The sequence below is a fragment of the Pseudomonas hygromyciniae genome, from assembly GCF_016925675.1.
GTDB classification, from domain to species: domain Bacteria; phylum Pseudomonadota; class Gammaproteobacteria; order Pseudomonadales; family Pseudomonadaceae; genus Aquipseudomonas; species Aquipseudomonas hygromyciniae.
In genome coordinates, this window is record NZ_CP070506.1 from 569,534 (window position 1) to 591,872 (window position 22,339).

18 protein-coding genes and 2 tRNA genes are annotated in these 22,339 nt (G+C 60.3%); 16 read left to right on the forward strand and 4 right to left on the reverse strand.

Annotated elements, in window-relative coordinates; translation table 11 throughout:
• Window positions 1-14 precede the first annotated feature (14 nt).
• The 9 genes from mutL to JTY93_RS02440 all read left to right on the forward strand — a co-directional run bounded on the left by mutL (window position 15) and on the right by JTY93_RS02440 (window position 11,597).
• Entirely contained in the window at window positions 15-1,913 is a 1,899-nt protein-coding gene (gene mutL, locus JTY93_RS02400) for a DNA mismatch repair endonuclease MutL (protein ID WP_205476213.1), read from the forward strand.
• Window positions 1,913-2,884 (forward strand): tRNA (adenosine(37)-N6)-dimethylallyltransferase MiaA, encoded by a 972-nt coding sequence (gene miaA, locus JTY93_RS02405; RefSeq protein WP_169992225.1) that lies wholly within the window; start codon window positions 1,913-1,915, stop codon window positions 2,882-2,884. The genes mutL and miaA overlap by 1 nt, the downstream gene beginning before the upstream one ends.
• Before the next feature lie 95 nt (window positions 2,885-2,979).
• A complete protein-coding gene (gene hfq, locus JTY93_RS02410; protein ID WP_010221594.1) occupies window positions 2,980-3,240 on the forward strand; it encodes an RNA chaperone Hfq in 261 nt (86 codons plus the stop codon).
• Window positions 3,241-3,252: 12 nt separating this feature from the next.
• Window positions 3,253-4,554: a ribosome rescue GTPase HflX gene (gene hflX / locus JTY93_RS02415; RefSeq protein WP_029299582.1), complete on the forward strand. Its 1,302-nt coding sequence runs from the start codon at window positions 3,253-3,255 to the stop codon at window positions 4,552-4,554.
• Between the two features lie 96 nt (window positions 4,555-4,650).
• Window positions 4,651-5,829, forward strand: coding sequence for an FtsH protease activity modulator HflK (gene hflK, locus JTY93_RS02420; protein WP_205476175.1), 1,179 nt, complete (start codon window positions 4,651-4,653; stop codon window positions 5,827-5,829).
• Window positions 5,829-6,695: a protease modulator HflC gene (gene hflC / locus JTY93_RS02425; RefSeq protein WP_010213607.1), complete on the forward strand. Its 867-nt coding sequence runs from the start codon at window positions 5,829-5,831 to the stop codon at window positions 6,693-6,695. Before hflK ends, hflC begins: the two co-directional genes overlap by 1 nt.
• A gap of 296 nt (window positions 6,696-6,991) precedes the next feature.
• Complete coding sequence (locus tag JTY93_RS02430; protein WP_169992229.1) at window positions 6,992-8,179, forward strand: ATP phosphoribosyltransferase regulatory subunit; 1,188 nt, start codon at window positions 6,992-6,994, stop codon at window positions 8,177-8,179.
• Window positions 8,180-8,233: 54 nt separating this feature from the next.
• A complete protein-coding gene (locus JTY93_RS02435) occupies window positions 8,234-9,523 on the forward strand; it encodes an adenylosuccinate synthase (protein ID WP_205476174.1) in 1,290 nt (429 codons plus the stop codon).
• Window positions 9,524-9,662: 139 nt separating this feature from the next.
• The gene (locus JTY93_RS02440) at window positions 9,663-11,597 is read left to right on the forward strand and encodes a methyl-accepting chemotaxis protein (RefSeq protein ID WP_205476173.1); all 1,935 of its coding nucleotides are present in this window, start codon (window positions 9,663-9,665) and stop codon (window positions 11,595-11,597) included.
• Window positions 11,598-11,684: 87 nt separating this feature from the next.
• Here the strand turns inward: JTY93_RS02440 and JTY93_RS02445 are convergent, their stop codons facing one another.
• From JTY93_RS02445 to JTY93_RS02460, 4 genes are all read right to left on the reverse strand, one after another.
• Window positions 11,685-13,250, reverse strand: coding sequence for an ABC transporter permease (locus JTY93_RS02445; RefSeq protein ID WP_205476172.1), 1,566 nt, complete (start codon window positions 13,248-13,250; stop codon window positions 11,685-11,687).
• Window positions 13,250-14,275, reverse strand: coding sequence for an extracellular solute-binding protein (locus JTY93_RS02450; protein ID WP_205476171.1), 1,026 nt, complete (start codon window positions 14,273-14,275; stop codon window positions 13,250-13,252). Before JTY93_RS02450 ends, JTY93_RS02445 begins: the two co-directional genes overlap by 1 nt.
• 144 nt (window positions 14,276-14,419) lie before the next feature.
• A tRNA-Leu gene (locus JTY93_RS02455) sits at window positions 14,420-14,506 on the reverse strand.
• Between the two features lie 177 nt (window positions 14,507-14,683).
• Window positions 14,684-14,770: transfer RNA gene (locus JTY93_RS02460), tRNA-Leu, on the reverse strand.
• A 224-nt stretch (window positions 14,771-14,994) separates the two neighbouring features.
• Between JTY93_RS02460 and rnr the strand changes: the two genes are divergently transcribed.
• The 7 genes from rnr to dnaB all read left to right on the forward strand — a co-directional run bounded on the left by rnr (window position 14,995) and on the right by dnaB (window position 22,270).
• Window positions 14,995-17,625, forward strand: a complete 2,631-nt coding sequence (rnr, locus tag JTY93_RS02465) for a ribonuclease R (RefSeq protein WP_205476170.1) — start codon at window positions 14,995-14,997, stop codon at window positions 17,623-17,625.
• The gene (rlmB, locus tag JTY93_RS02470) at window positions 17,622-18,377 is read left to right on the forward strand and encodes a 23S rRNA (guanosine(2251)-2'-O)-methyltransferase RlmB (RefSeq protein WP_032862039.1); all 756 of its coding nucleotides are present in this window, start codon (window positions 17,622-17,624) and stop codon (window positions 18,375-18,377) included. Before rnr ends, rlmB begins: the two co-directional genes overlap by 4 nt.
• Before the next feature lie 307 nt (window positions 18,378-18,684).
• Window positions 18,685-19,107, forward strand: a complete 423-nt coding sequence (gene rpsF / locus JTY93_RS02475; RefSeq protein ID WP_003217491.1) for a 30S ribosomal protein S6 — start codon at window positions 18,685-18,687, stop codon at window positions 19,105-19,107.
• A gap of 29 nt (window positions 19,108-19,136) precedes the next feature.
• A complete protein-coding gene (rpsR, locus tag JTY93_RS02480) occupies window positions 19,137-19,367 on the forward strand; it encodes a 30S ribosomal protein S18 (protein WP_003171373.1) in 231 nt (76 codons plus the stop codon).
• Between the two features lie 36 nt (window positions 19,368-19,403).
• The gene (locus tag JTY93_RS02485; RefSeq protein ID WP_170060847.1) at window positions 19,404-20,297 is read left to right on the forward strand and encodes a YybS family protein; all 894 of its coding nucleotides are present in this window, start codon (window positions 19,404-19,406) and stop codon (window positions 20,295-20,297) included.
• Window positions 20,298-20,315: 18 nt separating this feature from the next.
• Entirely contained in the window at window positions 20,316-20,762 is a 447-nt protein-coding gene (gene rplI, locus JTY93_RS02490; protein ID WP_003171376.1) for a 50S ribosomal protein L9, read from the forward strand.
• 110 nt (window positions 20,763-20,872) lie between these two features.
• Window positions 20,873-22,270, forward strand: coding sequence for a replicative DNA helicase (gene dnaB / locus JTY93_RS02495; RefSeq protein WP_017138451.1), 1,398 nt, complete (start codon window positions 20,873-20,875; stop codon window positions 22,268-22,270).
• Window positions 22,271-22,339 lie beyond the last annotated feature (69 nt).

Sequence of the window (22,339 nt, forward strand, 5' to 3'; positions counted from 1 at the left end):
TGAGTGAATCGGTATTGAACAGCGCCTCGCGCATCGAACTGCTCAGCCCGCGACTGGCCAACCAGATCGCTGCCGGCGAAGTGGTCGAGCGCCCGGCCTCGGTGATCAAGGAACTGTTGGAGAACAGCCTCGATTCTGGTGCCAAGCGTATTGACGTGGATGTGGAGCAGGGCGGGGTCAAGTTGCTGCGGGTGCGCGACGATGGCAGCGGGATTTCCTCCGATGACCTGCCGCTGGCCCTGGCGCGACATGCCACCAGCAAGATCCGTGACCTGGAAGACCTTGAGCGGGTGATGAGCCTGGGCTTTCGTGGTGAGGCGCTGGCCTCGATCAGCTCCGTGGCGCGCCTGACCCTGACTTCCCGCACCCGTGGCGCCGAACAGGCCTGGCAGGTAGAGACCGAAGGCCGCGACATGGCCCCCCGGGTCCAGCCGGCGGCCCATCCGGTGGGCACCTCGGTGGAAGTGCGCGACCTGTTCTTCAATACCCCGGCGCGGCGCAAATTCCTCAAGGCCGAAAAAACCGAATTCGATCACCTGCAAGAAGTCATCAAGCGCCTGGCTCTGGCCCGTTTCGATGTGGCGTTCCATCTGCGCCACAACGGCAAGACCATCCTCAGCCTGCACGAGGCCAACGACGATGCTGCGCGCGCCCGACGCGTATCGGCGATCTGTGGCGCGGGCTTCCTGGAGCAGGCGCTGCCGATTGAAATCGAGCGCAATGGCCTGCATTTGTGGGGCTGGGTGGGCCTGCCAACGTTCTCCCGCAGCCAAGCGGACTTGCAGTATTTCTTTGTGAATGGCCGTGCGGTGCGCGACAAACTGGTGGCCCATGCGGTACGCCAAGCCTATCGCGACGTGCTGTTCAATGGCCGGCATCCGACCTTCGTGCTGTTTTTTGAAGTGGACCCGGCGGTCGTTGACGTCAACGTGCACCCGACCAAGCACGAGGTGCGTTTCCGTGACGGGCGCATGGTCCACGACTTCCTCTATGGCACCTTGCACCGTGCCCTGGGCGATGTGCGCCCGGATGATCAACTGGCCGCGCCGATTGTCACCGCCATTGTCCGCCCGACAGGGCCGGAGGCTGGTGAATTCGGGCCTCAGGGCGAAATGAGCCTGGCGGCCAACCTGCTGCAATCGCCACCAGCCCAGCCAAGTTACCCGGCAGCGGGCTCCGGTGCCGGTGCGAGCTATCAATATCAATACACCCCGCGACCGCAATCGGCGGTACCGGTGGCCGAGGCCCAGGCGGCCTATCGCGAATTCTTTGCGCCGCTGCCCGGTGCCGAGCCGGGCGCAGCGGCCCTGCCGGAAGGTGGCGGGGATGTTCCCCCCCTGGGTTATGCCCTGGCCCAGCTCAAGGGCATCTATATCCTCGCGGAAAACGCCCACGGCCTGGTGCTGGTGGACATGCACGCCGCCCACGAACGGATCATGTACGAGCGCCTGAAGATCGCCATGGCCAGCGAAGGCCTGAGCGGCCAGCCACTGCTGGTGCCAGAGTCCCTGGCGGTCAGTCAGCGTGAAGCCGATTGCGCCGAGGAGCACCACGCGGTGTTCCAGAAACTGGGCTTTGAATTGCAGCGCCTGGGCCCGGAAACCCTGGCCATCCGGCAGATTCCCGCTTTGCTCAAGCAGGCCGAGGCCAATCGCTTGGTGGCCGATGTGCTGGCGGACTTGATGGAATACGGCACCAGTGACCGGATCCAGGCGCATATCAACGAACTGCTCGGCACCATGGCCTGCCACGGTGCGATCCGCGCCAACCGGCGCCTGGCCCTGCCAGAAATGAACGGCTTGCTGCGGGATATGGAAAACACCGAGCGCAGCGGCCAGTGCAACCACGGCCGACCGACCTGGACCCAAATGGGCCTGGATGATCTGGACAAACTATTCCTGCGCGGCCGTTGATGAGCTCTCTACCACCCGCCATCTTCCTGATGGGCCCGACGGCCGCCGGCAAGACCGACCTGGCTATCGAACTGACCAAGGTTCTGCCCTGCGAGTTGATCAGCGTCGATTCGGCCCTGGTGTACCGGGGCATGGATATCGGCACTGCCAAACCGTCCAAAGAACTGTTGGCCGCCCATCCCCATCGTCTGATCGACATTATTGATCCATCCCAAAGCTATTCGGCAGCGGATTTTCGTACCGATGCCCTCGCTGCCATGGCTGAGATCACCGCGCGGGGTAATATCCCGCTGCTGGTGGGCGGCACGATGCTCTATTACAAGGCGCTGCAGGAAGGTCTGGCAGACATGCCGCCGGCTGATCCTCAGGTGCGCGCCGAAATCGAAGAAGAGGCTGCACGCCTTGGCTGGCAGGCCCTGCACGAGCAATTGGCGGCGATTGACCCGGTATCTGCCGCGCGCATTCATCCCAACGACCCTCAGCGCCTGAGTCGGGCGCTGGAAGTCTGGCGCGTGAGTGGTCAGACCATGACAGCCCACCGCCTCAGACAATCTGCGCAAAGTACTGATGCAGGCACCTCTGGAGCGGGACAATTGCCCTATACTGTCGCAAATCTGGCTATCGCTCCGGCGAATCGCCAGGTGCTGCATGAGCGAATTGCACAAAGATTCACAATTATGTTGGAACAGGGGTTCGTAGAGGAGGTCGTAGCACTGCGTTCAAGAGGTGATCTGCATCCAGGATTGCCTTCGATACGTGCTGTAGGCTACCGCCAAGTCTGGGATCATCTGGATGGCAAGCTGACGTCAGCCGAAATGCAGGAGCGCGGCATTATTGCCACGCGCCAATTGGCAAAGCGCCAGTTCACTTGGCTGCGCAGCTGGACTGACTTGCATTGGCTGGACAGTCTGGATTGCGACAATCTGTCACGCGCCTTGAAATACTTGGGAACGGTCTCCATATTGAGCTGAGTCCTTGCAATTGCCGTCTATCCTTGGGGGTGTGACGGTTACAAACTATCTATTTTTCCGATTTTTTATTATTGATCCTTAAAGGAGTGCGGCACATGTCAAAAGGGCATTCGCTACAAGACCCTTACTTGAATACTTTACGTAAAGAGAAAGTTGGGGTTTCCATCTATCTGGTCAACGGCATCAAGCTGCAAGGTACGATCGAGTCTTTCGACCAGTTCGTTATCCTGCTGAAAAACACCGTCAGCCAGATGGTCTACAAACACGCTATCTCGACAGTAGTGCCGGTTCGTCCAATTCGTCTGCCTAGCGCAACCGAATCCGAACAGGGTGACGCTGAGCCAGGTAACGCCTGATAGGAGTCTCCTTTGTTCTTTGAGCGCCACGGTGGTGGTGAGCGAGTAATCCTCGTTCACTTGGATGGACAGGACCCTGAGGCGCGCGAAGATCCGCAGGAGTTTCAGGAGCTGGCAAATTCGGCCGGCGCCGAGACCGTTGCGTTTTTTAACGTGCCGCGTCATCGGCCAACCGCCAAATTTCTGATTGGCAGCGGCAAGGTCGAGGAACTGCGCGACCTGGTCCATGCCGAAGAAGCCGATCTGGTGATCTTCAATCACATCCTCACGCCCAGTCAGGAACGTAACCTCGAACGTGTCTTCGAGTGTCGCGTGATTGACCGCACCGGTCTGATTCTCGATATTTTCGCCCAGCGCGCCCGTACCCATGAGGGCAAGCTCCAGGTCGAACTGGCCCAGCTTGACCACATGAGCACCCGCCTGGTTCGCGGCTGGACTCACCTTGAACGTCAGGGTGGTGGTATCGGCATGCGTGGCCCGGGTGAAACCCAGCTTGAAACCGACCGACGCCTGCTGCGGGTTCGCCTGCGCCAGATCAAGGGCCGCCTGGAAAAAGTACGCAGCCAGCGTGAGCAATCGCGCCGTGGCCGTACACGTGCGGATATCCCTACCGTGTCCCTGGTGGGCTACACCAACGCCGGCAAATCCACGCTGTTCAACAACGTGACCAAGTCGGATGTGTACGCGGCGGACCAGCTGTTCGCCACCCTCGATCCGACCTTGCGCCGTCTGGAACTCGACGACCTGGGGCCGATTGTGCTGGCCGACACCGTGGGCTTCATTCGCCACTTGCCCCACAAGCTGGTCGAGGCATTCCGGTCTACGCTCGAAGAGTCGAGCAACTCTGACCTGCTGCTGCACGTAATCGATGCGGCCGAGCCAGACCGGATGTTGCAGATCGAACAGGTCATGGTGGTACTGGGCGAGATTGGTGCCCAGGACTTGCCGATCCTTGAGGTCTATAACAAACTCGATTTGCTTGAGGGTGTAGAGCCGCAAATTCAGCGCGACGAAAATGGCAGGCCCCAGCGGGTCTGGCTCTCGGCGCGCGATGGCAGCGGTCTGGAGCTGCTCGAACAGGCGATTGCCGAGTTGCTCGGTGGCGATTTGTTCGTCGGCACCTTGCGCTTGCCGCAACGTTTTGCTCGACTGCGTGCTCAGTTTTTTGAGTTGGGCGCCGTACAGAAAGAAGAACACGACGAAGAAGGTGTCAGCCTGCTGGCTGTTCGTTTGCCTCGTTCGGAACTCAATCGGCTGGTGAGCCGGGAGGGTGTGGTACCGACGGAGTTCCTCGAACAACACACTTTGCAATAAAAGCCTGAGAAAGCGGTTGTGCCGCTGTGGCAGGCATTCTGTAGCATTGGTCGGCGCGCCGTGGGTGCGTCTTTGCTTTATCAGATGGAGAGCGCTATGGCTTGGAATGAGCCGGGTGGCAACTCGAATAATCAGGATCCTTGGGGTGGTAAACGCCGCAATAATGGCGACCGCAAGGGGCCACCAGATCTCGACGAGGCCTTCCGAAAGCTGCAGGAAAGCCTGAATGGGTTGTTCGGTGGTGGAAAAAAACGTGGTGGTGACGACGGTGGTCGCACAGGCAAGGGCGGCGGCTACGGCCTGCTTGGCCTCGGTCTCGTGGCGCTGGCGGCTGTCTGGCTGTACAGCGCTGTCTATGTGGTCGACGAGCAGGAGCAAGCCGTGGTGCTGCGCTTCGGCAAGTACTACGAGACTGTCGGTCCAGGCCTGAACATCTACCTCCCGCCGATCGACAAGAAGTACATGGAGAACGTCACGCGTGAGCGTGCCTACACCAAGCAGGGCCAGATGCTGACCGAAGACGAGAACATCGTCGAAGTGCCGCTGACCGTGCAGTACAAGATCACCAACCTGCAGGACTTCGTGCTTAACGTCGACCAGCCGGAGGTCAGTTTGCAGCATGCGACCGAAAGCGCCCTGCGCCACGTAGTGGGTTCCACCGCGATGGACCAGGTGCTGACCGAAGGCCGTGAACTGATGGCCAGCGAGATCAAGGAGCGCCTGCAACGGTTCCTCGATACTTATCGCACCGGTATCACCGTTACCCAGGTCAACGTACAGAGCGCAGCTGCACCGCGTGAAGTGCAGGAAGCCTTCGATGACGTGATCCGCGCCCGTGAAGACGAGCAGCGTTCGCGCAACCAGGCTGAAACCTACGCCAACGGCGTCGTGCCGGAAGCCCGTGGTCAGGCCCAGCGCATCCTTGAGGATGCCAACGGTTATCGCGACGAAGTCGTGTCCCGCGCCAAGGGTGAGGCTGACCGCTTCACCAAGCTGGTGGCCGAGTACCGCAAGGCACCGGAAGTCACCCGCGAGCGTCTGTACCTGGACACCATGCAGGAAGTCTTCACCAACACCAGCAAGGTTCTCGTGACCGGCAACAAGGGTGGGCAGAACAACCTGCTGTACCTGCCGCTGGACAAGATGATCGAAGGTGGTCGTAGCGCTGGTAACACTTCGTCTTCTGCCAGTTCGACTGCCGCTGCCAACGAAGCGAGCGCCCGTGCGGCTGCTGACTTGCAGCAACAGCAAACACGTTCCAGGGAGAGTCGTTGATGAGCAATAAATCGCTGACCGCCCTGATTGTGGGTGTCGTCGTGGTCATCGCTGCCTGGAACTGCTTCTACATCGTGGCTCAGACCGAGCGTGCGGTGTTGCTGCAATTCGGGCGTGTGGTCCAGGCGGATGTCCAGCCGGGCCTGCATGTGAAAGTCCCCTACGTCAACCAGGTGCGCAAGTTCGACGCCCGCCTGATGACCCTGGATGCACCGACGCAGCGCTTCCTGACCCTGGAAAAGAAAGCCGTGATGGTTGACGCCTACGCCAAGTGGCGCGTCAAGGATGCCGAGCGCTTCTACACTGCGACTTCCGGCCTCAAGCAGATTGCCGACGAGCGTTTGTCCCGTCGTCTGGAATCGGGCCTGCGTGACCAGTTTGGTAAACGCACCCTGCACGAGGTGGTATCGGGTGAACGTGATGCGCTGATGGCTGACATCACGCGTTCGTTGAACACCATGGCGGAAAAAGAGCTGGGCATCGAAGTGGTCGATGTTCGGGTCAAGGCCATTGACCTGCCCAAGGAAGTGAACCGCAGCGTGTTCGAGCGTATGAGCACCGAGCGTGAGCGTGAGGCTCGTGAGCACCGCGCCAAGGGTAACGAACTGGCTGAGGGTATCCGTGCGGATGCCGACCGTCAGCGTCGCGTACTGTTGGCAGAAGCCTATCGTGAGTCTGAAGAGGCTCGCGGTGATGGTGATGCTCAAGCCGCGGCGATCTACGCCAAGGCTTACGGCCAGGACCAGGAGTTCTACGCGTTCTATCGTAGCCTGCGTGCCTACCGTGAAAGCTTCGCGAACAAAACCGATGTCATGGTGCTGGACCCAAGTAGCGATTTCTTCCGCTACCTGGAAAAGTCCAAGTAACCCGCTGACTGGCTGGTTTCACTCCGTCGGGCGGCTAAAACGTTCGGCGGGGTGATCCTTTCGGAAAACGGGTGTATGATGCGGCAGCCGGGAAATTCCCGGCTTTTTTGCGTCTGCATGTTTGATTGTTGTTGTGCGCTGCAGGCGTGACAGGTTTTTCGAGGAAAGTGCCCGACGAGGCCCGTTACAGGCCATTCGTCACGTCGCACTTGCGCGTGGTTTATGCAGGGGCCGGGTATTTTCTGCTTCACTCAAGGCTCGCCCAAGGGCAGGCCGGGTCATAGGGGAATGGCGTAATGGCAACGGTAGACCGCTGGCTGCTGCCAGATGGCATCGAAGAAGTACTGCCACCAGAGGCTGCGCGTATCGAAATCGCGCGTCGCCAGGTGTTGGATCTGTTCCAGAGCTGGGGTTACGAGTTTGTCGTGACTCCCCATATCGAGTACCTGGAATCCCTGCTGACCGGCGCGGGCCAGGACTTGGATCTGCGCACCTTCAAGGTCATCGACCCGCAATCGGGCCGGCAAATGGGCTTTCGTGCCGACATCACGCCGCAAGTGGCGCGCATCGATGCGCATACCTTGCGCCGTGAAGGGCCGAGCCGCCTGTGCTACGCCGGCAGCGTGCTGCATGCGCAACCGCGCGCCTTGTCATCTTCCCGTAGCCCGATCCAGTTGGGCGCCGAGTTGTACGGCGATGCCAGCCCGAGCAGCGACGTCGAAGTCATCAGCCTGATGCTGGCGATGCTGCAGTTGGCTGATGTGCCGGATGTGCACATGGACCTGGGGCATGTCGGTATCTACCGTGGCCTGGCCCGTGCGGCTGGCTTGTCCGGCGAAGTTGAGCAACAGTTGTTCGATGCTCTGCAGCGCAAGGCTATCGATGAAGTGATCGCCCTGACCGAAGGTGTGCCTGCCGATCTGGCTGACATGCTGCGTGCGCTGGTGGGGCTGTGTGGTGGTCGCGAAGTACTGACCGCCGCCCGTGATCGCCTGGCCAAGGCTCCGGCCCCGGTATTGGCGGCCCTGGATGACGTGCTGGCGATTGCCGAGCAGTTGTCGGCGCGCTTCCCGCAGTTGCCTTTGTATTTCGACCTGGGTGAGTTGCGCGGCTACCACTACCACACCGGTGTGGTGTTCGCCGTGTTTGTGCCGGGTGTTGGCCAAGCCATCGCCCAGGGCGGTCGTTATGACGATATCGGCGCCGACTTCGGTCGTGCCCGTCCGGCGACTGGATTTTCTACCGATTTGAAAACCCTGGTGACCCTGGGGCGTGCTGAAGTCGAGCTACCGTCTGGCGGTATCTGGATGCCAGACAGTACGGACGCGGCACTCTGGCAGCAGGTCTGCCAGTTGCGCAGCGAGGGTCAGCGTGTCGTCCAGGCCTTGCCTGGGCAGCCATTGGCCGCCGCCCGTGAAGCGGACTGCGACCGGCAATTGATTCAGCAGAACGGGCTTTGGCAAGTATCGCCACTGGCTTCTTGAGTTTTCCTGCCGGCCAACGCCGGCACCAAGTTTGCGCGAATGAGGACAAGTGTTATGGGTAAGAATGTCGTAGTCCTGGGCACCCAATGGGGTGATGAGGGCAAAGGCAAGATCGTTGATCTGCTGACCGAACATGCTGCCGCCGTAGTGCGCTACCAAGGTGGCCACAACGCTGGCCACACCCTGGTCATCGATGGCGAAAAAACCGTCTTGCACCTGATCCCGTCGGGCGTCCTGCGCGAAGGCGTGCAGTGCCTGATCGGCAATGGCGTGGTGGTTGCACCTGACGCCCTGCTGCGCGAGATCACCAAGCTGGAAGAGAAAGGCGTACCGGTGCGCGAGCGCCTGCGTATCAGCCCGTCCTGCCCGCTGATCCTGTCCTTCCACGTTGCGCTGGACCAGGCCCGTGAAAAGGCCCGTGGCGAGCTGAAGATCGGTACTACCGGTCGCGGCATCGGCCCGGCCTACGAAGACAAAGTTGCACGTCGTGGCCTGCGTGTGGGCGACTTGCTCAACATGCCGCGCTTTGAAGACAAGCTGCGTGAGCTGGTGGATTACCACAACTTCATGCTGGTTGGTTACTACAAAGAGCCAGCCATCGAGTTCGACAAGACCCTGGCTGAGTGCAAAGAGTACGCTGAGCTGCTCAAGCCGCTGATGCTGGACGTGACGGCCGAGCTGCACGACCTGCGTCGCGCCGGCAAAGACATCATGTTCGAAGGTGCCCAGGGCTCGTTGCTGGACATCGACCACGGTACCTACCCGTACGTGACCAGCTCCAACACCACCGCTGGTGGCGTGGCGACCGGTTCGGGTGTTGGCCCGATGTTCCTGGACTACATCCTGGGCATCACCAAGGCCTACACCACTCGCGTAGGTTCGGGTCCTTTCCCGACTGAGCTGTTCGACGACGTCGGTGCGCACCTGGCCAAACAGGGCCACGAATTCGGCGCGACTACCGGTCGTGCTCGTCGTTGTGGCTGGTTCGACGCCGTTATCCTGCGTCGCGCTATCGATGTGAACAGCATCTCGGGCATCTGCCTGACCAAGCTGGACGTGCTCGACGGTCTGGAAACCATCAACATCTGCATCGGCTACAAAGATGCAGACGGTAACGATGTTGCCCCGACTGACGCTGACAGCTACGTGGGCCTGCAGCCGGTGTACGAAGAAGTGCCGGGTTGGACCGAATCGACCGTGGGTGCCAAGACCCTGGAAGAACTGCCAGCTAACGCCCGTGCCTACATCAAGCGTGTTGAAGAGCTGATCGGCGCGCCGATCGACATTATTTCGACGGGCCCGGACCGCAACGAGACCATCGTCCTGCGTCATCCGTTCGCTTAATAAGCTGTTGATGTAAAAAGCAAAGGGTCCCTTCGGGGGCCCTTTGTCGTTTCTGCCTCGGGCACGGCACGACCCTTGCTATGTTTCTCTCTTTCGCGGTGCTATCAATTTAATGGCACCCGTGGTGGAGGGATTCCCGATGTCTGCCGTTCTCTCATTGTTACAAAGCCGGCTGTTGCGACCGGTGTTCGTTACCCTTGGTATCGCTCTTTTGGTGCAAGTGCTGGTGGCGGTCGCCCTGACCCGGAGCACAGTCACGGCCCTGGAAGCCGATTTGGGCAAGCGCCTGGGCGCGGACAGTCAGAAACTGTCGGGCGAATTGACCCAGGCGGGCAAAGAAGTGACGTCCAGCCTGGATAGCTTGTCGGCCAGCACCAGCGACCGCCTGACGGCCGGGCTTTCTGCGCGGTTGAAGCAAGAGCAGCAGCAACTGCGTACGACCCTGGAAAAGGACCTGAAGGACTCTGCCAATGACATGGCGCAGTTGCTGGCCTCGGTTGCCCCGCGTGCGATGTGGGACAGTGATGTTCCGGCACTGTCGGAATTCGCCCGGCGCGCCCAGCGCAATCCCAATGTGTTGTTTGTGGTGTATGACGACGCTACTGGCCAGCATCTGACCCGTTATCTGAACCGGGAAAACCCGATCAACAAGGCGCTGTTGGAGAAAGGCGAGGGTGATCGTGCGCTGGATAAAGTGTTGAATGCGGCGAAAAACGACCCATCGGTGTACTACGTCGAAGCGTCCATCAGCCCTAATGGCGTGGAGATCGGCAAGGTGCTCATGGGGGTTTCCACCGCTGCGGTAGAGGCTGACCTGACGGCGTTGGACCAGCGCTTTGCTGCGCTGATCGCCAGCGGCGGTCAATTGGTGGGAGATAGCCTCAAGGGCGCAGCGGCGGACAGTGCGGCAGCCATGGGCGCCCGCCTGCAGTCGGCGCAAGCCACGGCCACGGAAATGACGGCTAATACCTCGGGTGCCGTGCAGGAGGCCGCGCAAGCCCTGCGCTGGCGCATCGGCCTGGGTCTGGCGGTGGTTGGCCTGGGCGTGTTGTTGCTGATTGCCGTGGTGCTTGGGCGGCGTGTGGTCAACCGCTTGAAACTGCTGATTGCGGCCATGGATGATCTGGCGGCGGGTGAGGGCGACCTGACCAAGCGCGTGCAGATCAACAGCCAGGATGAAATCGGCGCCATGGCCTCGGCGGTCAACCGGTTTGTGGATAAGTTGCAGCCCATTGTGCGGGAGGCGGGTGATGTGGCGCAGCGTACCGGTGTGGAAATCGGCGCGATGACTCTGCGCAACGCCGGTGCCGATGCGGCGGCGGGCCTGCAGCGCGATGAAGTGGCCGAGAGCTTGCGGGCGCTGTCGCAAATGGCCGATGAGGCCCAGGCCGAAAGCCATGCCATGCAGGCCGCGTTGCAGCAGGTGGTGGATATTCGCCAGGCCACTGATGAAAACTCCCGCACCTCGGCCGAAGTCGGCAGTTTGATCGAGGCGCTGGCAGGTCAGGTGCAGGCCGGCTCCAAGGTGATCGAGCGCCTGGCCCAGCAAAGCGAGCAGATTGAAGTAGTGCTGACGGTGATCCACGGCATTGCCGAGCAGACCAATCTGCTGGCCTTGAACGCGGCCATCGAAGCGGCGCGGGCCGGTGAGACCGGGCGTGGTTTTGCGGTGGTGGCGGACGAAGTGCGCGCGCTGGCCAGTAAAACCCAAAGCTCCACCGGTGATATCCAGGCGCATATCGTGGCGTTGCAGCAAGGCGCGCGCGAGGCGGTGGAAACCATCGGCAAGGCCGGGCGCCAGGCCAGCGAGGGGCTGTTGGTGTTGCGCGAAAGTGTGCGCTTGCAACAAACGGTACAAGACTCGGTGGAGCAGGTGCATGCGGCGATTGGCCTGGCGACCCGGGCTGCCGAGCATCAGGCCCAGGGCGCGCATGCGGTGCGTGGTCGGGTCGAGGTGATCCACGCCCAGGCCGAGCGTGCGGCGCAAGCGGTGGTGGAAACTACCGCCAGTGGCAAGGTGCTGGATGGGTTGGCGGCGCAGTTGAAGGCCAGCCTGGGGCAGTTTCGGGCCTGAGGTTGGCTGCTCGGGCCTCGTCGCGGGCAAGCCTGCTCCAAGAGATCGCACACACCTGTAGGAGCGGGCTTGCCCGCGATTGCGGTCTCAGCGGCTCAGATACATCCGCGTCGTGAGCAGGTAGACGGGCAACCCCGACACCAGAATCAATAACGCCGCATAAGGCGCCGCCGCCGCAAACTCCACATTCGAGGTGTGCGCCCACACGGCAGTGGCCAAGGTGTTCAGCCCGGTCGGGCTCAACAGCAACGTCGCCGTCAGCTCCTTCATCGCATCAAGGAACACCAGCGCAAACGCCGCCCCCAGTGCTGGAAAGATAATCGGCAAGGTCACCCGGCAAAATGCGCTGAATGATGACGCGCCCAACGTGCGGGCCGCTTCCTCCAGTTGGGGCGCCGCCTTGTTCAGCGCGGTCCGGATCGGCGCCTGGGCCAGCGGCAAGAACAACAATGCATAGGCGATCAGCAGCAGCGCCGAAGTCTGATACAGCGCCGGCACGTAATGCAGGGCGAAATACACCAGGGTCAGGGCAATCACCAAGCCTGGCAGGGCGTGCAGCAGGTAGGGCAGGCGTTCGGCCCACAGTGCCAGTTGGCCCTTGTAGCGCACTACCAAAAGGCCCACCGGCACCGCCAGTGCCAGGCAGAGTGCGGCGCCGCCCAGGGACAAGGCCAGGGAGGACAGCAACGCCTCGCTGATTTGCGCGACCGGGAAGGCGGCCGAAGAGCCCACGGCCAGCCAGTAACCAAGCATCCCCAGTGGAATGCCGCTGCCAATGATCGCCAGCATCAAGCAATAAAGCTGGCCCAGTGGCGCCCATTTACCCAGTCGAACCTGCTCGGCATGCCGCGCTGCGCCTTGCCCGGTGCGCACATGGCGGCCCTTGCCGCGCACGCGCAACTCCAGCCACAGCAGAGTCAGGCACATCAGCAGCAACACCGCCGACAGCATCGCCGCGTTGGCGTTGCTGAACTCCAGTTCGAACTGTTGGTAGATCGCTGTGGTGAAGGTTTGCAGGCCAATGATCGACAGGGCGCCGAACTCCACCAGCATATGCAAGGCAATCAGCAGGGCGCCGGCCAGCAGCGACGGCCACAGCAGCGGCAGCGTAATGCGAAAGAACACGCCCCAACGATTGAGCCCCAGGGTGCGGGCCGACTCTTCCAGGGATGGATCCAGGTTGCGCAGGGTGGCCGCCACTGGCAGGAATACCAGTGGGTACTTGGATAGGGTCATGACCAGAATCGCGCCGCCCAGGCCTTCGAACTGGGCGCTCAGCGACACCCAAGTAAAGCTGCTGACAAACGCCGGCACGGCAAACGGCAGGCACAGAATCACCCCCCAGATGCGCCGGCCCGGCAGGTTGCTGCGCTCCAGCAGCCAGGCCAGCGACAAACCGATCACCGCGCAGGCCACGGTTACACCGATCATCAGTGCCAACGTGTTGCGCAGCAATCCGAATACATACGGTCGCCACAGTAGATGCACCGCCTCGGCCCAGCCGGCTTGCCAGGCCTTGAGGCCCACATACACCAAGGGCAGCAGGCTCAGGCCCACCAACAGCAAGACCGGCAGTAGCAACCAGATTGAGGGGCGCTTGCGCCGTGGACTAAAACCCCCGCGTAAGGCGGGGGTCGGTAGCGATGGGTTCATCAGTTCAGGCCAACCTCACGTTCCAGCTCCAGGGCTTCTTCAGCATTGCCCAGGTCGGCGGGAGTGATTTTCGGCGGTTGCAGTTCGCTAAATGGCTTGAGGCCGCGATTGGATTCCATGCCTTTGCGCAGCGGATATTCGGCGGACGTGTTGGTGATCACGCGCTGGCCTTCTTCGCTGGCCATGAACGCCAGCAACTGCTGCGCTTCCTTGGGGTGCTTGCTGGATTTCAGTGCTGCCGCTGCGGATACGGTAATCAGGCCGCCGGCATCGCCATCGGTGAAGTAGTGCAGTTGCGAATCCAGATTGGTCTTTTCCTTCTTCAGGGCAAACCAGTAGTAGTTGTTCACCAGTACCGTCGCTACTTCGCCGTTTTCCACGGCTTTGAGGGCGACCATATTGTTGCTGTAGACCTTGCCGAACGCACGCAGGCCCGTCAGCCATTCCTCGGCGGCTTCGCGACCATGCAGTTTGATGATCGCCACGGCCTGTTCCTGGAAGGCGCCGCTGGTTGGGACGAAGCCAACCTTGCCTTGCCACTCGGGGCCGGCAAAATCCAGCACCGACTTGGGCAGTTCGTCTTCCTTGATCAGTTTCGGGTTGAAGGCTACGACCCGAGTGCGTGCGGTCACGCCCATCCAGGCGCCGTTGGCGGCCACGTATTCCTTGGGTAATACATCAAGCGTGCTGGCATCGATGGTCGCCAGCAGGCCTTGTTCGCCGAGTTTGTTCAGCGGCGGGGACTCTTCGGTGTAGATCACGTCGGCAGGGGAGCGCTCACCCTCTTCAACGACCTGGCTGGCCAGTTGGTTGCTGCTGCCCTTGCGCACATTCACATGGATGCCGGTCTTGGCTTCGAAGGCCTTGGCGAGTTCGTCGCCGACTTCCTTGTGCTGGCCGTTGTACAGGGTCAGTTCAACCTTGTCGGCGGAATAGGCAGTGGGCGAGAGTAGGGTCAGGCCGAGCAGAGTGATGGTCAGGCCACGCAGAAGGGATGTCTTGAGACGGGTATCGCGGATCATCATCCGGGGTTTTCCTCACTTGAGTGCAACAAATCATTGCAAGGATAAACGATAAAACTTCTCAAGTGCGGGCAGGGCAAGAATTACGGGTGGAGTTTTTAAACCCCAGAAACGAAAAAACCCGCTTTCGCGGGTTTGATCTGAATTTGGTGCCCAGGAGAAGACTCGAACTTCCACGACCTTGCGATCACCAGCACCTGAAGCTGGCGTGTCTACCAATTTCACCACCTGGGCATTATCAAGCAACGTTGCCGCTGTTGATGAGGCGAACTATACGGCGGGCTTTTTGATCTGTAAACCCCTGATTTGATTTTATAAATCAAATTTTCGGTTAAAAATCAAAGGCCTGTAACGAAAAAACCCGCTTTCGCGGGTTTTTGTAAAACCCAAGGCTGACCTTGGGTTTTGAATTGGTGCCCAGAAGAAGACTCGAACTTCCACGACCTTGCGGTCACCAGCACCTGAAGCTGGCGTGTCTACCAATTTCACCATCTGGGCAGTATCTTCAACGTTGCCGTCGTCGATGGCGCGCACTATACGGAGTGACTTTTGAGCTGTAAACCCCCGTCATCAAAAAAGCCTGGAAAATTTCGCGGGCGGTCGCGCAAGGTGGCTTATCGGGGCTATAAAACGCATTTCCCGGCTAGTTATTGCTGGAAATTTCCCGTTTCAATACGCGTATGCCAAACTAACCCACATATAGACAAGGTGAAAACTCTCTAATGGCCGATTGGCAGTCCCTCGATCCCGAGGCCGCTCGTGAAGCGGAAAAATATGAAAACCCTATTCCTAGCCGCGAACTGATCCTGGCGCATCTCGCCGATCGGGGTTCGCCTGCTAGCCGCGAGCAGCTGGTTGAAGAATTCGGTCTGACCACCGAAGACCAACTCGAAGCACTGCGCCGCCGCCTGCGCGCCATGGAGCGCGATGCACAGTTGATCTACACCCGTCGTGGCACTTACGCCCCGGTGGACAAGCTCGACCTGATCCTTGGCCGCATTGCTGGTCACCGTGATGGCTTCGGCTTCCTGATCCCTGACGATGGCAGCGATGATCTGTTCATGAGCCCGGCGCAAATGCGCCTGGTGTTCGATGGCGACCGTGCCCTGGCGCGCGTGTCTGGCCTGGACCGTCGTGGTCGCCGTGAAGGCGTGATCGTCGAAGTGGTGTCCCGTGCCCACGAGTCCATCGTCGGCCGTTACTTCGAAGAAGGCGGCATCGGCTTTGTGATCCCGGACAACCCGAAGGTCCAGCAAGAAGTGCTGGTGACCCCGGGCCGCAATGGCGCCGCCAAGGTCGGTCAATTTGTCGAGGTGAAAATCACCCACTGGCCAACCCCACGCTTCCAGCCACAGGGCGATATCGTCGAAGTGGTCGGCAATTACATGGCGCCGGGCATGGAAATCGATGTTGCGCTGCGCACCTACGATATTCCTCATGTCTGGCCAGAGGCTGTGCTCAAGGAAGCCGCCAAGCTCAAGCCGGAAGTCGAAGAAAAAGACAAAGAGAAGCGCATCGACCTGCGCCATCTGCCGTTCGTCACCATTGACGGCGAAGATGCCCGCGACTTCGACGATGCGGTCTACTGCGAAGCCAAACCCGGCAAACTGCGCCTGTTCTCCGGCGGCTGGAAGTTGTTCGTCGCGATTGCCGACGTATCCAGCTACGTGAAGATCGGTTCGGCTCTGGATAACGAAGCCCAGGTGCGCGGCAACTCCGTGTACTTCCCTGAGCGCGTGATCCCGATGCTGCCTGAGCAGCTGTCCAACGGCCTGTGCTCCCTGAACCCGAAAGTCGACCGCTTGGCCATGGTGTGCGAGATGACCATCTCGAAAACCGGCGAAATGACCGACTACCAGTTCTACGAAGCAGTGATCCACTCCCAGGCGCGCCTGACCTACAACAAGGTCAGCACCATCCTGGAAGCGCCGAAGACCAGCGAAGCCAAGGCTTTGCGCACCCAGTATGCATACGTAGTCCCGCACCTCAAGCAGCTGTATTCGCTGTACAAGGTGTTGCTGGGCGCACGTCATGTGCGTGGCGCGATTGATTTTGAAACTCAGGAAACTCGGATCATCTTCGGTTCCGAGCGCAAAATCGCCGAAATCACGCCGACTACCCGTAATGACGCGCACAAGCTGATCGAGGAATGCATGCTGGCGGCCAACGTGGCTACCGCTGAGTTCCTGAAAAAGCACGAGATTCCTGCCTTGTATCGGGTTCACGATGGTCCGCCGCCGGAGCGCCTGGAAAAACTGCGCGCCTTCCTCGGCGAGCTTGGCCTGTCGCTGCACAAAGGCAAGGACGGCCCGTCGCCGAAGGATTACCAGGCTCTGCTGGCCAGCATCAAGGATCGTCCGGACTTCCACCTGATCCAGACCGTGATGCTGCGTTCCCTAAGCCAGGCGGTGTACAGCGCCGACAATCAGGGCCACTTCGGCCTGAATTACGAGGCGTACACGCACTTCACCTCGCCGATCCGTCGCTATCCGGACCTGCTCACGCACCGCGCAATCCGCAGTGTGATCCATTCCAAGCAGAACACCCCGCACGTCAAGCGCGCCGGTGCCATGACCATTCCGAAGGCACGGATCTATCCGTACGACGAAGCGGCCCTGGAACAGTTGGGCGAGCAGTGCTCCATGAGCGAGCGCCGCGCCGACGAAGCCACTCGCGATGTGGTGAACTGGCTCAAGTGCGAGTTCATGAAAGACCGCGTAGGCGAGTCGTTCCCGGGCGTGATTACCGCCGTGACCGGCTTTGGCCTGTTCGTCGAGCTGACCGACATCTACGTCGAAGGCCTGGTACACGTCACCGCCTTGCCGGGTGACTACTACCACTTCGACCCTGTGCATCACCGCCTGGCGGGCGAGCGCACCGGTCGCAGCTTCCGCTTGGGCGATACCGTGGAAGTGCGGGTCATGCGCGTCGATCTCGACGAGCGCAAGATCGACTTCGAGATGGCTGAAAAAACCATCGACGCTCCGATTGGCCGCAAGAAGCGTGGTGCTGAAACTGCAGCACCGGCGAAAAAAGGCGCTCCGGCGAAAGCTGCCGCTGCAGCCGAGCCCGCCGCCAAGCCTGCTCGTCGCTCGTCGACCAAGGAAAAGGTCAGCGATGCTTACCGTCCTAGCGATGCCGCGGCGAAAAACGCCGAACTGCGCAAGAGCCGCGAATTGAAGCAACAGTTGCTCAACGAAGCCAAAAGCGGTGGTAAAGCGGCGTCTGGGGGAAAGTCCCAGGGCGCCGACAAGCCGTCGAGCAAACCGAGTAAACACCGTAAAGGCCCGCCTAAAGCGGGTTCGGCCCCTGCGAAAAGCAGCGGGTCGCGCAAACCTAAGGCCAAGTCATGAGTCTGGAAAAAATCTACGGCGTGCACGCCGTAGAAGCGTTGCTGCGTCACCATCCCAAGCGCGTCAAGCAAGTGTGGCTGGCCGAAGGTCGCAGCGAGCCGCGTGTGCAAGCGCTGGTCGAACTGGCCAACCAGAACAAGGTTGCCATCGGCCAGGCCGAGCGTCGTGAAATGGACGTGTGGGTCGAAGGCGTGCACCAGGGCGTGGTCGCGGACGTGAGTCCGAGCCAGGTCTGGGGCGAGGCGATGCTCGACGAATTGCTTGATCGCACCGAAGGCGCGCCGCTGTTGCTGGTGCTCGACGGCGTGACCGACCCGCATAACCTCGGCGCCTGCCTGCGTTCGGCGGACGCTGCCGGTGCGCTGGCGGTGATCGTGCCTAAAGACAAGTCGGCCACGTTGACGCCGGTTGTACGTAAAGTCGCCTGCGGTGCGGCGGAAGTGATTCCGCTGGTGGCCGTGACCAACCTGGCACGCACCCTGGAAAAACTCCAGCAGCGCGGCTTGTGGGTCGTGGGGACGGCGGGGGAGGCCGAGGTCAGTATCTATGACCAGGATCTTACCGGCCCGACCATCCTGATCATGGGGGCTGAAGGCAAGGGTATGCGTCGCCTGACCCGTGAGCATTGCGACTACCTGGTGCACTTGCCGATGGCCGGTAGCGTCAGCAGCCTCAACGTTTCAGTCGCAACGGGCGTCTGCCTGTTCGAAGCCCAGCGCCAGCGTGGCGCCAAGGCCAAGACCAAGAAGTAATCAGGCCTGACGCAGGCCCAAATGTGGGAGCGGGCTTGCTCGCGAATGCGCAGTGTCAGTCGCCATAAATGTTGGCTGGCCTAACGTATTCGCGAGCAAGCCCGCTCCCACACTGGTTTTGCATCGCTTGAAAGGTTGTTCAAATAATCACCAATTGCCTTGCGCCCTTTCTTCCCCTTCTCTACAATTGCGCCCCTTGCCTTCCCGGCGGGCACGCATGTGCCTACCAGCGGCAAGATTCCTAAGTGTCATTCACTCCTTGTCTGACCGTTTTTGAGCGGCAGGCTACAACCCGTAAGGAGCATTCATGCGTCATTACGAAATCATCTTTTTGGTCCACCCGGATCAAAGCGAGCAAGTCGGCGGCATGGTTGAGCGTTACACCAAGCTGATCGAAGAAGACGGCGGCAAAATCCACCGTCTGGAAGATTGGGGCCGTCGTCAACTGGCCTACGCAATCAACAATGTTCACAAGGCTCACTACGTGATGCTGAACGTTGAGTGCACTGGCAAGGCCCTGGCCGAGCTGGAAGACAACTTCCGCTACAACGATGCAGTGATCCGTAACCTGGTCATCCGTCGCGAAGAAGCCGTAACCGGCCAATCCGAGATGCTCAAGGCTGAAGAAAACCGCAGTGAGCGCCGTGAGCGTCGCGACCGTCCTGAGCACGAAGGCGCTGAAAGCGCTGATAGTGATGACAGCGACAACAGCGATAACGCTGACGAGTAATCCACGGACCTTATTAAGGAGCCTATCAAATGGCACGTTTCTTCCGTCGTCGTAAGTTTTGCCGCTTCACCGCTGAAGAAGTGAAGGAGATCGACTACAAAGATCTCAACACTCTGAAAGCCTACGTATCCGAGACCGGCAAAATTGTTCCAAGCCGTATCACCGGTACCAAAGCTCGTTATCAGCGTCAGCTGGCCACCGCTATCAAGCGCGCCCGCTTCCTGGCCCTGCTGGCCTACACCGACAGCCACGGCCGCTGAGACCGGGCAGTCGACAAGTAGTAAGGGATTGAATGCATGCGCGCCTTAGCTGAGTTCATCATGCGCGGTCGTGTGCAGGCCACTCTGGTAGTGGCTGGATGTGCAGCATTGCCGTTGTTGTATTGGTTGGGTGCTGCCGCAGGAAGCCTTGTGCTGCTGCGGCGCGGTTTGAAGGACGCCCTTGGCGTTCTTGCCCTGGGGTTGCTGCCGGCCTTGATCTGGTGGCTGCAATTCGACGATCCGCGGGTACTTCTGGTACTGCTGGGGTCTTCGAGCCTTGCGTTGGTTCTGCGCGCAAGTGAGTCCTGGGTCCGTACGCTGCTGGTCAGCGTGGCATTGGGATTGGTGTATTCAGTGGTGCTTGGCGCGGCTTTCCGCCCGCAAATCGAGGCGCTGTCGCAGGAGTTGGTAAAAATCCTGCCACTGGCTCTCGGGGATCTCTACCAGCAATTGTCGGTAGATGAGCGAGCGCGCATGGCCACGCTGATTGCCCCGGTCCTTACCGGCCTGATAGCGGCACTGTTGCAGATCGTCAGTGTGCTGAGCCTGATTCTTGGGCGCTACTGGCAGGCGTTGTTGTATAACCCGGGCGGTTTTGGTCGCGAGTTTCGCAGTATCAGAATCCCCGCAGGACCAGCGATGTTGCTGCTGGCGTGCATGCTTGTAGGGCCGAACTTCGGCTCGCAAATGGCCATGTTGACGCCGTTGTGCAGCGTACCGCTGGTGATTGCCGGACTGGCCCTGATGCACGGGCTGGTGGCGCAAAAGCGCCTGGCCAAGTTCTGGCTGGTGGGGTTGTACGTGACGCTGTTGCTGTTTATGCAACTGATCTATCCGTTACTCGTGGTCTTGGCCATTGTCGACGGCCTGATTGATTTTCGCGGTCGTCTGGCGCCGAAAGACGCCGATAACGCGAACGGTGAAGGTTAAAAGTTAGAGGATTTTCACATGCAACTGATCCTTCTGGAAAAAGTCGCCAACCTGGGCAACCTGGGCGACAAAGTAAACGTTAAGGCCGGCTACGGTCGTAACTACCTGCTGCCATACGGCAAAGCTACCGCTGCAACCGCTGCCAACCTGGCTGCGTTTGAAGAGCGTCGCGCTGAGCTGGAAAAAGCTGCAGCAGACAAGAAAGCTTCGGCTGAAACCCGTGCTGCCCAACTGGCCGAGCTGGAAGTGACTATCACTGCCACCGCTGGCGACGAAGGCAAGCTGTTCGGTTCGATCGGTACTCACGACATCGCTGACGCACTGACCGCCTCCGGCGTTGAAGTGCAGAAGAGCGAAGTTCGTCTGCCGAACGGCACCATCCGCAACGTAGGCGAATTCGACGTAGCCGTGCACCTGCACGCTGAAGTTGAAGCCACCGTACGCGTTGTCGTGGTAGCAGCTTAAGAAGCACCTAACTGACTGGCACCTCGCGTGTCAGCCAGTTAACATCGGGCACGATCCTGTTTACAGGTCGTGCCTTTTGTTTTTCTACACACCCCTAATTCCAAGTGGCCATGAACGATATTTCAGCTCCTGAGCAATACGATCTGCAAACCGCTGCCCTGAAGGTGCCGCCGCATTCCATCGAGGCCGAACAGGCCGTGCTCGGTGGCTTGATGCTGGACAACAACGCCTGGGAACGCGTGCTCGATCAAGTCTCGGACGGTGACTTCTATCGCCATGACCACCGCCTGATCTTTCGCGCCATTGCCAAGCTGGCCGACCAGAACTCACCGATCGACGTGGTGACCCTGGCCGAGCAACTGGACAAGGAAGGCCAGACCTCACAAGTCGGCGGCCTCGGCTACCTCGGTGAATTGGCAAAGAACACGCCATCCGTCGCCAACATCAAGGCCTACGCCCAAATCGTGCGCGAGCGGGCGACCCTGCGCCAGTTGATCGGTATCAGCACCGAAATTGCCGACAGCGCCTTCAACCCCGAAGGCCGCACCGCCGCCGAGATCCTCGACGAAGCCGAGCGCCAGATCTTCCAGATTGCCGAAGCCCGCCCGAAAACCGGCGGCCCGGTCAGCGTCAACGACCTGTTGACCAAGGCTATCGACCGCATCGACACCTTGTTCAATACCGATAACGCCATCACCGGCATCTCCACCGGCTACACCGACCTCGACGAGAAGACCAGCGGCCTGCAGCCGTCCGACCTGATCATCGTCGCCGGCCGTCCATCCATGGGTAAAACCACCTTTGCGATGAACCTGGTGGAAAACGCCGTGTTGCGTAGCGACAAGGCCGTTCTGGTGTACTCCCTGGAGATGCCAGGCGAATCGCTGATCATGCGTATGCTTTCCTCGTTGGGGCGGATCGACCAGACCAAGGTGCGTGCCGGTCGTCTGGAAGACGACGATTGGCCGCGCCTGACCTCGGCGGTCAACCTGCTCAACGACCGCAAGCTGTTCATCGACGACACCGCCGGTATCAGCCCCTCCGAGATGCGGGCGCGTACCCGGCGCCTGGTGCGTGAGCACGGCGACATCGCCCTGATCATGATCGACTACCTGCAGTTGATGCAGATCCCTGGCTCCAGCGGTGATAACCGCACCAACGAGATTTCCGAAATCTCCCGTTCCCTCAAAGCCCTGGCCAAGGAATTCAACTGCCCGGTGGTGGCCTTGTCCCAGCTCAACCGTTCCCTGGAGCAACGTCCAAACAAGCGCCCGGTGAACTCCGACTTGCGGGAATCCGGAGCGATCGAGCAGGATGCCGACGTGATCATGTTCGTGTACCGCGACGAGGTGTATCACCCCGAGACCGAGCACAAAGGTATTGCCGAAATCATCATCGGCAAGCAGCGGAACGGGCCGATCGGCTTTATCCGCCTGGCGTTCATCGGTAAGTACACGCGCTTCGAGAACCTGGCGCCGGGCAGCTACAACTTCGACGACGACGAATAAGCGCCATCCAATGTGGGAGCGGGCTTGCTCGCGAAGGCGGTGTGTCAGTCAATATATCGACTGACTGAT

What these genes read in the sequence shown, in the direction of transcription:
- miaA (WP_169992225.1), top strand. Translation starts at nt 1,913, where the DNA reads ATGAGCTCTCTACCACCCGCCATCTTCCTGATGGGCCCGACGGCCGCC.
- hfq (WP_010221594.1), top strand. Translation starts at nt 2,980, where the DNA reads ATGTCAAAAGGGCATTCGCTACAAGACCCTTACTTGAATACTTTACGT.
- hflK (WP_205476175.1), top strand. Translation starts at nt 4,651, where the DNA reads ATGGCTTGGAATGAGCCGGGTGGCAACTCGAATAATCAGGATCCTTGG.
- hflC (WP_010213607.1), top strand. Translation starts at nt 5,829, where the DNA reads ATGAGCAATAAATCGCTGACCGCCCTGATTGTGGGTGTCGTCGTGGTC.
- JTY93_RS02430 (WP_169992229.1), top strand. Translation starts at nt 6,992, where the DNA reads ATGGCAACGGTAGACCGCTGGCTGCTGCCAGATGGCATCGAAGAAGTA.
- JTY93_RS02435 (WP_205476174.1), top strand. Translation starts at nt 8,234, where the DNA reads ATGGGTAAGAATGTCGTAGTCCTGGGCACCCAATGGGGTGATGAGGGC.
- JTY93_RS02440 (WP_205476173.1), top strand. Translation starts at nt 9,663, where the DNA reads ATGTCTGCCGTTCTCTCATTGTTACAAAGCCGGCTGTTGCGACCGGTG.
- JTY93_RS02445 (WP_205476172.1), bottom strand. Translation starts at nt 13,250, where the DNA reads ATGAACCCATCGCTACCGACCCCCGCCTTACGCGGGGGTTTTAGTCCA.
- JTY93_RS02450 (WP_205476171.1), bottom strand. Translation starts at nt 14,275, where the DNA reads ATGATGATCCGCGATACCCGTCTCAAGACATCCCTTCTGCGTGGCCTG.
- rnr (WP_205476170.1), top strand. Translation starts at nt 14,995, where the DNA reads ATGGCCGATTGGCAGTCCCTCGATCCCGAGGCCGCTCGTGAAGCGGAA.
- rlmB (WP_032862039.1), top strand. Translation starts at nt 17,622, where the DNA reads ATGAGTCTGGAAAAAATCTACGGCGTGCACGCCGTAGAAGCGTTGCTG.
- rpsF (WP_003217491.1), top strand. Translation starts at nt 18,685, where the DNA reads ATGCGTCATTACGAAATCATCTTTTTGGTCCACCCGGATCAAAGCGAG.
- rpsR (WP_003171373.1), top strand. Translation starts at nt 19,137, where the DNA reads ATGGCACGTTTCTTCCGTCGTCGTAAGTTTTGCCGCTTCACCGCTGAA.
- JTY93_RS02485 (WP_170060847.1), top strand. Translation starts at nt 19,404, where the DNA reads ATGCGCGCCTTAGCTGAGTTCATCATGCGCGGTCGTGTGCAGGCCACT.
- rplI (WP_003171376.1), top strand. Translation starts at nt 20,316, where the DNA reads ATGCAACTGATCCTTCTGGAAAAAGTCGCCAACCTGGGCAACCTGGGC.
- dnaB (WP_017138451.1), top strand. Translation starts at nt 20,873, where the DNA reads ATGAACGATATTTCAGCTCCTGAGCAATACGATCTGCAAACCGCTGCC.